Source organism: Rhodoplanes elegans (genome assembly GCF_016653355.1).
Classification (GTDB): Bacteria; Pseudomonadota; Alphaproteobacteria; order Rhizobiales; family Xanthobacteraceae; genus Rhodoplanes; species Rhodoplanes elegans.
The window spans coordinates 1-11,307 of record NZ_NHSK01000024.1; the positions used below are offsets into that span (position 1 = coordinate 1).

Below are 11,307 nucleotides of genomic sequence, written 5' to 3' on the forward strand. Positions count from 1 at the left end.
CCCCCAAGAAGTCGCCCGTCGCCTCCGCGACTTCTTCGGCCGATCGTCGGCGACGCGGTGATCCGGCGGCGGAACGGCGACGTAATGCCGGTACTTCGTTCAGTGCAGGACCGAATCCATTGCCCTACGCCATCGCCTACGTGGCCGTTCTGGTCGCCTTCGTCGCCGTCGATTTCGTCTGGCTGTCCAAGATGGGGCCCCTGCTCTATCGCCCGACCCTCGGCGACATTCTTCTGGAGTCGCCACGCTTCGCGCCGGCGATCGTGTTCTATCTGATCTATCCGATCGGCGTGCTCGCCTTCGCGGTGGCGCCGGCGCTGCGCGAGGAGAGCATCCTGCCGGCGATCGGCTGGGGCGCCCTGTTCGGGGCGCTCGCCTACGCGACCTACGATCTCACGAACTATGCCACGCTGCGCAACTGGACGCTGCAACTCACGCTCGCCGACATCGTCTGGGGCGCGGTGCTGACCGGCATCGCCGCCGCGGCCGGCTACGGCGCTGCTGCGGCGTCGCGTCACTGGTTCGCGTCGTGAGCCACGCTTAAGTCGGGGGCGACGTCGCGGCTCCCCGGCCCGCACGGATCGCGCCGCCCGTTCGCCGCGCTGTCGATCCGTCTTCGACACACGACCGGTGGTCAGCCATCCCGGTCGTGTTCACGGCCCCGGCCTTGTCGTATTTGCCGCTGCAGGCGAGACGAGGCTGGGGCCGTGACCCTCGCGGGCCCTTCCCACCTCCAGACATGACCTGTTCGCTCTGATCCGCCCTGCGGACAAGCTCGTGTCCCGGGCGCGACGCCACGCGTCGCGAACCGGGACCCAGGTGCGATCAGCTTCGGTCGTTGCCGTGCGGCCCCTGGGTCCCGGCTCTGCGGCGCGTCAGGCCTCCGGCCCGACGCGCCTTGTTCGGGAGACGCGGCTGATCGTCTCTCAGCTCGCGGGCTTCAGCCGATAGTGGCTGACGCCCCACTCCGTGCCGTCGGCATGGCCGAACAGGCCGGCGGTGGCGAGGAAGAACAGCCGCCAGCGGCGCGCCCACAGGCCGGCGTCGGCGCCGTAGACGTCGCGCAGGATCGGATCGATCGCGGCGCGGTTCTGGTCGAAGTTTTTCAGCCAGTCCTCGGCCGTTCGGGCGTAATGCGTGCCGCTCCACCGCCACTCCGCTTCGACGTCGAACGACTCGAAGGCGCGGATCAGCCCGTGGCTCGGCATGATGCCGCCGGTGAAGAAGTGCTGGGCGATCCAGTCGGTCTTGTCGCGATGGTCGAACCGGTAGGGCGCGCTCCTGTGGCTGAACACGTGCAGGAACAGCCGTCCATCCGGCGCGAGCCACGAGCGGACCCGACCGAGCAGCGCCTGCCAGTTCGACATGTGCTCGAACATCTCGACCGACACGACGCGATCGAACGTCTGGGTCGTCGCGAAGGCGTTCATGTCGGCCGTGACGACGGTGAGGTTGCCGAAGCCGCGGCGCAGGGCCTCGCCTTCGATGTAGGCGCGCTGCGAGCGCGAGTTCGACACCGCCGTGATGCGCGCGTTGGGGAAGCGCTCGGCCATCGCCAGCGACAGCGAGCCCCAGCCGCAGCCGAGCTCGAGGATGCGCTGGCCGTCGGCCAGACCGGCGTGCGCCATCGTCTCGGCAAGCGCCCGCTCCTCGGCCTGCGCCAGCGTCTCGGCACCGTCGCCGTAGAGACAGCACGAGTACTTCCGCCGCGGTCCGAGCACATGGGCGAAGAACGCCGCCGGCACCTCGTAGTGCTGGGCGTTCGCCTCGCTGGTGTGGACGGCGATCGGATGCGCGTCCATGTCGGCAGCGAAGCGGCGCTCCAGCGCCGGATCTACGTCGCCCAGCGCCTGCCGGGTGCGGCCGACCAGAAAGGAGATGCCGGCGCGGGTGAGCGCATCGGGGATCGGCAGGCGCTCGGCGCCGCCGATGGCGGTGGCGATCAGGCTCATCGGGGGTGCTCCTTGTCGAGACGGCGCCTCACGCCGTCGATGATTTCGGCGGCAGGGGAAAGAACGCGCTGACGCGCGCCTTGTAGGCCCGGAAGGCGTCGCGGTGGCGCGCCTCCATGTGCTCCTCCAGCGGCGGGATGCCGGAGACATGGACGAGCAGCCAGTACATGCAGGCGGGGCCGCCGAGCGCCAGCCAGCCGATCCAGTATTCACCGGAGACGTCGAGCGCGATCACGGCGAGGCCGACCCAGGTGAGCCACTCGAAGAAGTAGTTCGGGTGACGCGACCAGCCCCACAGGCCGTCGTCGCAGATCCGGCCCTTCTCGGCCTTGGTCTCGCGGAAGGCGCGCAGCTGACGGTCCGAGATCGCCTCGCCGGCGATACCGGCGACCACCAGCGCGAGGCCGACGAGATCCTGGAGGCCCAGGCCCGGCGCCGGCCGGTGCGCGGCGAGCAGCGCGGTCGCGATCATCGGGATCGAGACGAGCGCCTGCATCTGCAGGAAGATCGCCATCTTGCGCTCGGCGTGGCGGCCCCATTGCTGGCGCAGCGCCGCGTAGCGCGGATCGTCGCCGCTCTTCCTCGCGCGCGCCGCGATGTGGCTGCCGAGCCGGACCGACCAGGCGGCGACCAGCACGGCGACGAGGAGCTGGCGGGCCGCCGGCCAGCCGTCGAACCCGAGCGGCGCCAGCGCCGCGCCGGCGCAGACGGCGCCGAGCCCGAACGTCCAGATGGTGTCGACCCAGCCGGCATTGCCGGTGCGGCGCTCGACCACGGTCGCGACCGACATCACCATCGAGAAGACGACGGCGGCGATCACCAGGGCGACGAGAAGCTGGAGGAGAAGGAACATGGCAATTCCGATCGGAAAACGAGCTTGAGTAAAACCCGTCATCCTGAGGTGCCCGGCACCCGGGTCCGCGCTTTGCGCGGCCCGAGTGTGCCGGGCCTCGAAGGATGCGGCCCGGGCCGTCGCCCTTCGAGGGCAGCAGGTCCCGCGCTTACGCGAGGGACCCGCTGCCACCTCAGGGTGACGGTGACACTAAGACCCGGACCCGAAGGCGTCTCATCGCGAACGCTACGCGCTCACGCGCGCATCCCGGAACGACCGCTCTCAGAGCCGCACGAACGGCTGCAGCACGCGGCCCAGCAGGCCGTTGAGCTTGAGCCGGCCCTGCATGGCGACGAGGCAGATGCAGTCGCTGCCCGCCTCGACCACCGGCGTGTGGTCGACCTCGTCGTCGGCCTCGTCGATGTCGCCCGGCCCGTAGCGGCCATGCTCGTGGCGGAACGCGCCGGTGAGGACGCAGGTCAGCTCGGTGCCGGTGTGGGTGTGGTCGGGCAGCAGCGTGCCGCCGGCGGCCTTCAGGAGGAACACCCGGCCGCCCGGGAGGGTCGGCGCGGCGATCTGGCGCCACGATACGCCCGGTCCGATCCACTTCCACGGCCCCATCTCGTAGGGCGCCAGCATCGCCTGGTGCTCAGGCAGCAGGCCGGGGATCAGGTCGGCTCGCCCGGCCGACCGAGAGAGGTCGATGGCCGCGCCTCGACGGTGCGGAAACGCCCCCTCACCCGACTCGACGCTTCGCGTCGAGCCACCGTCTCCCCGCACGCGGGGAGACGGAAAAGCAGGCGCGTCGATCTCGGCCATGGCGCGCAAAAAACCGTCGGAGGCCATCTCGGCGGGGGCGAGGTCGTCGAGCATCAGCCCGCCGGTCGCCTCCAGCATGCGGACGGTTCTGCGGCAGTCGGGACAGGCGGCGAGATGCGCCGCCACCACCAGCATTCGGCCTTCGTCGAGGGTGCCGGCCGCGAACGCGGCGAGCGTCTCCTCGGTGGGATGATGGGCCACGGTCATGTCAGATCACCTAGGAGAACGCGCATCCGGTTCATGGCGAGACGCAGACGCGACTTGACGGTTCCGAGCGGGATGTCGAGCAGCCCGGCGATGTCGCCGTGCGCCCGTCCCTCGAAGAATGACAACTCCACGATGCGGCGCTGCTCGCCCGGCAGATGGTCGAGCGCGGCCCGCACCCGCTGCTGGCGCTCGCCCGCCTCGACGTCGTGGTCGGGCGGCGGGCTGAGCTCCGGCTCCGGGTCCTCGGCCATGGCGTGCAGCGCTTCGCGCCGCTGCCGGCGCGCCGCATCGATGCGCAGGTTGCGGGCGATGGCGAAGATCCAGGCCGAGGCACCGGCCTTCGACGCATCGAACAGCGCCGCTTTGCGCCACACCGTGACCAGCGTCTCCTGGGCGAGCTCCTCGGCCAGATCGGCCGGGGTGCCGGACCGCATCAGGAACGCCTTCACGCGCGGGGCGTAGTGCGCGAACAATGTCTTGAAGGCCTCGCGGTCCCCGCGCGCCGCGATCGCCTCGATCAGCCGGTCGTGGTCCCGCACGCCCTCCTTCGCTCCCTCGATGGTCGCCATGCCCTCCCCCCCTCGGACCCGCCGCGGCGGCCGGCCGCAATCGACCAGCGCCGCGACGGCACCGACCGGGAGAGTCTGAACGGGAACGGCGGTTCGAACAAGCATGCCCCCTCTACGGCGCCTGCCGGGACTTGGATCAGTCGCCCTCCGTGCCGGAAGTGGCGGCGGGATCCGGGCGGTGATCCAATGCCATCGGCGACACGTAGTCGGTCCGAAGCAGCCGGGTGCGGACGCCGCGGGCCGGTCTCAGGGGGGCGAGGATGAGCGACGGTCACGGGCCGGGACTGCACGGGCCGGGGGTGGACGGGCCGGGCCCGAACGGGCCGCGGTCGAAGATCGCGGTGGTCGGCACCGGCATTTCCGGCATGGCGGCGGCCTGGCTGCTGTCGCAGGCCCATGACGTCACCGTCTACGAGCGGGCCGACCGGATCGGCGGCCATTCGAACACGGTGAGGACCCCGCCCAAGCACGGCGGCGTGCCCGTCGACACCGGCTTTATCGTCTATAACGAGACGACCTATCCCAACCTCACCGCCCTGTTCCGCCATCTCGACGTGCCGACGCTGCCGACCGACATGTCGCTCGCCGTGTCGCTCGACGAGGGCGCGCTGGAATACGGCGGCGGCAGCTTCGCGGCGCTGCTCGCCCAGAAGCGTAATCTGCTTCGCCCGCGCTTCTGGTCGATGCTGGCCGGGCTGGTGCGGTTCTATCGTCGCGCTCCGGGCGACGTCGGCGGGCTCGACGAGGTTCACGTCACGCTCGGCGACTACCTCAAGCGCGAGGGCTACTCGCGCGCCTTCCGGGACGACCATCTGCTGCCGATGGCGGGCGCCATCTGGTCGGCGGCCCCGCAGGAGATGCTGGAATACCCGGCCGCCGCGTTCATCCGCTTCCACGAGAACCACGGCCTGCTGAAGTTCGTCGACCGCCCGGTGTGGCGCACCGTGGCCGGCGGCAGCGCGACATATGTCGAGCGCCTCACCCGCGGCTTCCGCGACAAGATCCGGCTCGACCGCGGCGTCGCCGCGATCACGCGCACCGGCAGCGGCGTCACCGTGACGGACGACACCGGCGCGACCGAGAGCTTCGACCATGTGGTGATCGCCACCCATGCCGACCAGGCGCTCGGCATGCTGGCCGACCCGACGCTCGACGAGCGTGCGCTGCTCGGCGCCTTCCGCTACACTCGCAACGTCGCTGTTCTCCACACGGACGACAGCCTGATGCCGAAGCGGCGCGCCGCCTGGTCGAGCTGGAACGTCATCGGAACCCGCACCGGTCCCGACGACAAGCCTCGCGTCACCGTCACCTACTGGATGAACACGCTGCAGCATCTCCCGGCCGAGACGCCGCTGTTCGTGACGTTGAACCCGCCGCGCCCGCCCCGCCCCGGCACCCTGATCCAGACCGAGATCTACGAGCACCCGCTGTTCGACCTCGCCGCCTGTGCGGCCCAGCGCCAGCTCTGGTCGCTGCAGGGCACCGGCAACACCTGGTACTGCGGCGCCCATTTCGGCGCCGGCTTCCACGAGGACGGCCTGCAGGCCGGGCTCGCCGTCGCCGAGGCGATCGGCGGCGTGCGCCGGCCGTGGACCGTGCCGAACGAGAGCGGCCGCATCCCGCTCGACCGGACGCGCGTGCGCGTCCCGCAGCCGACGCTCCCGGCATGACCGACGCCTGCACCGATACATCCGCGTCGCGCTCCGCGCTCTACACCGGGGCCGTGGTCCATCGCCGCCTGAAGCCTCGGGCCCATGCGCTGCGCTACCGCTGCTTCTGGATGCTGCTCGATCTCGCCGAGATCGACGATCTCGGCGCACGTCTGCGCTTCTTCTCGCGCGACCGGTTGAACCTGTTCACGTTCAGCGACGCCGATCACGGCGCCGGCGCAGCCGCAATCGAGCCGCTGCGCGCGCAGATCGACCGCATGCTGGCCGAGGCCGGCATCGCCATTCCCGACGGCTCGGTGCAGATCCTCACGATGCCGCGGGTGCTCGGCTACGTGTTCAATCCGCTCAGCGTCTATTTCTGCCGGCGCGCGGACGGCATGCTCGCCGCCGTGCTGTACGAGGTCACCAACACGTTCGGCGAGCGGCACACCTATCTGATCCCGACGGAACCCGATGCCGGCGGCGCGGTTCGCCAGGAGTGCGACAAGCTGTTCTACGTCTCGCCGTTCATGGACATGGACCTGCGCTACGAGTTCCGGGTGTCGCCGCCGGCCGACACGGTCGGCGTCGCGATCCGCGGGGTCCAGGCGGGCGAGCCCATGATCGTCGCCGCCCTCACGGCCCGGCGCCGCGCGCTGTCCGACGGGGCGTTGCTGAAGACGTTCCTGGCGCATCCGCTGGTCACCTTGAAGGTGATCGCGGCGATCCACTGGGAAGCCCTCAAGCTGTGGCGCAAGGGCGTCGGACTGCGACCCCACGTGGCCGCGCCGGCCCGCCCGGTCACCATCGTCCGGGCCTGATCCTTTCGGAGCTCGATCGTGCGGAGTGGAGCATGAGTCACGTCTCTCCTTGCGACGCCGGCAGCGTTTGCGACGCCGGCGTCGAGACCGCGGCGCCCGCAGTCGCCGCGCTGCGGCCGCGCCGGTCGCTCGCCCATCTTCTCCTCGCCCGGGTGCTGCGCCGGCTCGACATCGGAAGCCTCACGGTGCAGCTGCCGAGCGGCGAGCGCATCGAGCATCGCGGCCGCCGGCCCGGCACCGCCGCGACCTGGATCCTGCATCGCTGGCGCCCGCTGTGGCGGGTGCTGTGGCGCGGCGATCTCGGCTTCGCCGAATCCTACATGGACGGCGACTGGTCGACGCCCGACCTCCCCGCTTTGCTGACGATGTTCTCCGAGAACGACACCGGCCTCGCCGACGTCTATGCGGGGCTGCGCACCGAGCGCCTGCTCGACCGGCTGCGTCACAAGAACCGCGCCAACACCAGGCGCGGCAGCCGCCGCAACATCGCGGCCCATTACGATCTCGGCAACGCCTTCTACGCCGCCTGGCTCGACCGCAGCATGACCTACTCGTCGGCGATCTACGACGACGCCGACGGGTCGCGCGCCGAGCAGTCGCTGGAGGATGCGCAGCGCGCGAAGCTCGACCGCATCGTGTCGATGCTCGGGCTCGCGGGCGGCGAGCGGGTGCTGGAGATCGGCTGCGGCTGGGGCGCGCTCGCCGAGCGCATCGCGGCCGCCGGCTGCCGCGTCACCGGGCTGACGCTGTCGTCGGAGCAGCTCGCCTTCGCGCAGCGCCGCCTCGCCGAGGCCGGGCACGCCGACGCCTGCGACCTGCGGCTGCAGGACTATCGCGACGCCGACGGCAGCTTCGACCGCATCGTCTCGATCGAGATGATCGAGGCGGTCGGCGAGAAGTACTGGCCGGTCTATTTCGAGACGCTGTTCGGCCGGCTGAAGGCGGGCGGCAGCGCCGTGATCCAGGCGATCACCATCGAGGCGAGCCGGTTCGACAGCTACCGGCGCAACCCGGACTTCATCCAACGCTACATCTTTCCGGGCGGCATGCTGCCGACCCGCGCCATGATGATCGAGCACGCGCGCCGCGCCGGGCTCGTGCCCGCGGCCGAGCACGCCTTCGGCCAGAGCTACGCCCATACGCTCGCCGAATGGCGGCACCGCTTCGTCGCCGCCTGGCCGGCGATCGAGCCGCTCGGCTTCGACCGCAGATTCCGGCGCATGTGGGAGTACTACCTCGCCTATTGCGAGACCGGCTTCCGCCTCGGCGTCATCGACGTCGGCCTGTTCGCCTTCGTCAAGCCGAAAGAGGCGTGAGGGCCGCCCGAGAATCGCTCTTCAGCGGCAGTACCGGCCGGGGCGGCAGCGTGGCCGGACCGTGACGGTCCACGGGAACCACCCGAATTGGTGAACGCAGCGATCATTCCGTTCCGGTGAATTGCGAAGACCGGCACAGCGGTCTCGTAAGGGCTCCCGGGCTATAACCGTCACCGTGACGGCGCTCCGGCGGCGGGCTCATCGCCCGGCGGCGCGAGCGGCCCTCGAGCGGTGCCGCGTGGTGGATCGTCCACCCGACGGCCCGTCTTTCGACAGGGATGAAGTGCCTTGCGCCCATTGCGTGCCTCCTTGGACGCGGCGTTCCGCCGCCGCGCCGACAACGACAACCGTCGCGAGCCGTGCGCCGTCAGGCTCGCGCGACGCAACGTTCTCGCCAGCCGGACCGTGGTCGAATGTGCGGCCGGGCTGGTCACGACCGCGCGCGAGGCCTTCTTCGCGGCCGAGCACGCCTGGGCGGCGGAGCGCCTGCTCGACGCCGTCGGGCGCCAGGACTTTTCCGGCTGGGCGGCCGGCGACGAGGGCACGAGCCCGCACCGCTGGCGGCTCGCGCGACGGCGCCTGGAGCTGCACCTGCTGGCCGGCCCGACCCCCTTCGAGGCGCTGCTGCGCGACGAGTTCGATCGCCTGTGGGCCGAGATCGCCGCCCCGGCGGCGGCCGAATGCGCGGCGTGAGGACGCGACCCGACATCGTCGCCGCCATTCCGGGCACGCCGAAGGCGGGCGCGAGCCGCGGCGCTCGTCGTCCCGGGGCGTGCCGAAGGCGCGAGCCCGGGACCCATATCCCCTGTCTGTCGATTGACAACCAACACCGGGGCTATGGATTCCGGGCTCGCGGGCCTGCGGCCCGCGCCCCGGAATGACCGGCTCGTACGTCCGAGCGTCAGCTCACGGGAACAGCGCGATCTGATCGATCCCCAACGCCTCGGGGAAGCCGAGCATCAGGTTCATGTTCTGCACGGCCTGACCCGACGCGCCCTTGACCAGGTTGTCGAGCGCCGCGCCGACGATGGCGCGCCCCGGGCGGCGGTCCTTGGCGACCCCGAGGAACGTCATGTTGGAGCCGCGCACGTGGCGCGTGTGCGGCATCTCGCCGAACGGCAGCACGTGCACGAAGGGCTCGTCCCGGTAGGCGTCGGCAAGGATCGCGTAGAGCTCCTCCGGTCCCTTCCCGTCGGTGCCGCGGACATAGATGGTCGAAAGAATCCCGCGGTTCATCGGCACCAGATGCGGCGTGAAGGTCGGCACGACGTTGCGCCCCGCGGCCTTGGAGAACTCCTGGTCGAGCTCGGCCATATGCCGGTGATGCCCCACGCCATAGGCGTTGAAGCCCTCCGACACCTCGGAGAACAGCATCGCCTCCTTGGCGGCCCGGCCGGCGCCGGTCATGCCCGACTTGGCGTCGATGACGATCTCGTCGGTGTCGATCGCGCCGGCCCGGATCAGTGGGACCAGCGGGAGCTGCGCGCAGCTCGTGTAGCAGCCCGGATTGGCGACGAGGCGCGCACCCTTGATCTTGTCCCGGTAGACCTCGACGAGGCCATAGACGGCCTCGCGCTGCAGCGCCTCCGCCTGGTGGGCGTGGCCGTACCAGCGCGCATAGGCCTCCGGGTCCGAGAGCCGGAAGTCGGCCGACAGATCGACCACCTTGGTGCGCGGCGCCTTCTCGAGCAGCGTCGCGATGACGGTCTGGGTCGTCCCGTGCGGGAGCGCGCAGAACACGAGGTCGAGGCCGGCGCTCGGCCAGTCGATCTCGTCGATCGCGACGAGCCGGGGCAGCGCATAGGGCGAGAACTGCGGGAACACGTCCCGCATCGCCTGGCCGGCGCGGCGGTCGGCGGTCAGCAGCGCGATGTCGACACGCGGGTGGCGCAGCAGCAGGCGCAGCAGCTCCGAGCCGGTGTAGCCCGAGGCGCCGAGAATGCCGATATTCGCCTTGTCCGCCATGACCTGTCCTTCCGCGGTCCGGTAGTTTCCAGTGCGGCGGACACATAGCCCCTCGCGGGGTCAGCGGAAAGACCCCGCGGAACGCGGGGCGGCCGTGCATGGTGGGGCCTCCGTCGTCCCGGGGCGCGGCAAAGCCGCGAGCCCGGGACCCACGCCCGGTCTTTCGTCACTCACCAACGCAGGGGATCTGGATTCCGGGCTCGCGGACCTGACGGTCCGCGCCCCGGAATGACCGGAGGAAAACTCAGAGCGACGGGTTCCAGGCGACCGGCACCAGCCGGTAGCCGGTCCCGTCCTTCTCGACGAAGCCGGTCGCCGGGAACGGGAAGTGGAAGCCCTGCACCTGCATCTTCTCGGCCGCCGCCATGTCGTAGACGCGGCGCCGGGTCGCCTCCGCCTGGGCGGCGTCCATGTCGAACATCACGTGCCAGCCGGGATTGCGCAGGAACAGCGCCGGGTGGTTGGTCACGTCCGACTGCACCAGGACCTTGCGGTCGCCGGAGGCGAGCACGAAGGACGTGTGGCCCGGCGTATGACCCGGCGTCGCGATCGGCGTGATGCCGGTCACCACCTCCTTGTCGTGCGGATAGCGGGTGACCTTGTCGCCGAAGGCGCCGAGCACCCGGCGGGCGTTCTTGAAGTTGGTCTCGACGCCGCTGCCGGCCGGCGCCTTGGCCATGTTGGCGTCGTTCATCCAGAACGCCCACTCGGCCTCCGGCACCAGAATCTCGGCCTTCGGGTAGAGCGGCTTGCCGTCGGCGGTCAGCAGCCCGTTGATGTGGTCGCCGTGGAAGTGGGAGATGACCACGGCGTCGACGGTCTCCGGCGCGATGCCGGCCGCGGCGAGATTGCGCGAATACTGGCCGACCGCGCCCTTCGACTGCTCGAACGCCGCCGGGCCGTTGCCCGGATCGATCAGCACCAGCCGGCCGCCGGTGCGGACGGCGAGCGGGTTGAACACGATCGTCATCTGGCCGGGCGTCATGTAGGCGGCCTGGAGCGCCGCGTCGATCTGGTCCTTGCCGGTGTTCTTCACGAAGCCGTCCGGCATCGGGAAGCTCCGCGCGCCGTCCGGCACCACGGTCACCTCGAGGCTCCCGAGCTTGTAGCGGTAGAACCCGGCGGCCGGCCCGGCCGCCGCCGGCGTGTCGGCGAGCGCCGGCGCCGCCGCCATCGG

Annotated in this window: 11 protein-coding genes; 5 read left to right on the forward strand and 6 right to left on the reverse strand. The window is 70.8% G+C overall.

Annotated features, from left to right (window positions below):
* Positions 1–119: 119 nt before the first annotated feature.
* Complete coding sequence (locus CCR97_RS01445) at positions 120–533, forward strand: DUF2177 family protein (RefSeq protein ID WP_111358422.1); 414 nt, start codon at positions 120–122, stop codon at positions 531–533.
* A 393-nt stretch (positions 534–926) separates the two neighbouring features.
* On the opposite strand, the gene CCR97_RS01450 is transcribed toward CCR97_RS01445, so the two are convergent.
* From CCR97_RS01450 to CCR97_RS01465, 4 genes are all read right to left on the reverse strand, one after another.
* Entirely contained in the window at positions 927–1,952 is a 1,026-nt protein-coding gene (locus tag CCR97_RS01450; protein ID WP_111358421.1) for an SAM-dependent methyltransferase, read from the reverse strand.
* Positions 1,953–1,980: 28 nt separating this feature from the next.
* Complete coding sequence (locus tag CCR97_RS01455; RefSeq protein WP_111358420.1) at positions 1,981–2,805, reverse strand: DUF1295 domain-containing protein; 825 nt, start codon at positions 2,803–2,805, stop codon at positions 1,981–1,983.
* A gap of 261 nt (positions 2,806–3,066) precedes the next feature.
* Positions 3,067–3,810: a ChrR family anti-sigma-E factor gene (locus tag CCR97_RS01460; protein WP_111358419.1), complete on the reverse strand. Its 744-nt coding sequence runs from the start codon at positions 3,808–3,810 to the stop codon at positions 3,067–3,069.
* Positions 3,807–4,379: a sigma-70 family RNA polymerase sigma factor gene (locus CCR97_RS01465; RefSeq protein ID WP_111358418.1), complete on the reverse strand. Its 573-nt coding sequence runs from the start codon at positions 4,377–4,379 to the stop codon at positions 3,807–3,809. Before CCR97_RS01465 ends, CCR97_RS01460 begins: the two co-directional genes overlap by 4 nt.
* Before the next feature lie 365 nt (positions 4,380–4,744).
* Between CCR97_RS01465 and CCR97_RS01470 the strand changes: the two genes are divergently transcribed.
* The 4 genes from CCR97_RS01470 to CCR97_RS01485 all read left to right on the forward strand — a co-directional run bounded on the left by CCR97_RS01470 (position 4,745) and on the right by CCR97_RS01485 (position 8,858).
* A complete protein-coding gene (locus CCR97_RS01470; protein WP_244670200.1) occupies positions 4,745–6,049 on the forward strand; it encodes an NAD(P)/FAD-dependent oxidoreductase in 1,305 nt (434 codons plus the stop codon).
* The gene (locus CCR97_RS01475) at positions 6,046–6,849 is read left to right on the forward strand and encodes a DUF1365 domain-containing protein (protein ID WP_111358416.1); all 804 of its coding nucleotides are present in this window, start codon (positions 6,046–6,048) and stop codon (positions 6,847–6,849) included. Before CCR97_RS01470 ends, CCR97_RS01475 begins: the two co-directional genes overlap by 4 nt.
* Before the next feature lie 32 nt (positions 6,850–6,881).
* Positions 6,882–8,165, forward strand: a complete 1,284-nt coding sequence (locus CCR97_RS01480; protein ID WP_111358415.1) for an SAM-dependent methyltransferase — start codon at positions 6,882–6,884, stop codon at positions 8,163–8,165.
* Positions 8,166–8,453: 288 nt separating this feature from the next.
* Positions 8,454–8,858 carry a hypothetical protein gene (locus tag CCR97_RS01485; RefSeq protein WP_146618809.1) on the forward strand — a complete coding sequence of 135 codons (405 nt, stop codon included), beginning with the start codon at positions 8,454–8,456 and terminating at the stop codon, positions 8,856–8,858.
* Positions 8,859–9,071: 213 nt separating this feature from the next.
* Here CCR97_RS01485 and argC read toward each other — a convergent pair whose 3' ends face one another.
* On the reverse strand, positions 9,072–10,130 hold the full coding sequence (gene argC / locus CCR97_RS01490) for an N-acetyl-gamma-glutamyl-phosphate reductase (protein WP_111360489.1): 1,059 nt from the start codon (positions 10,128–10,130) through the stop codon (positions 9,072–9,074).
* A gap of 244 nt (positions 10,131–10,374) precedes the next feature.
* Positions 10,375–11,304 (reverse strand): MBL fold metallo-hydrolase, encoded by a 930-nt coding sequence (locus CCR97_RS01495; RefSeq protein WP_244670201.1) that lies wholly within the window; start codon positions 11,302–11,304, stop codon positions 10,375–10,377.
* Positions 11,305–11,307: the final 3 nt, after the last annotated feature.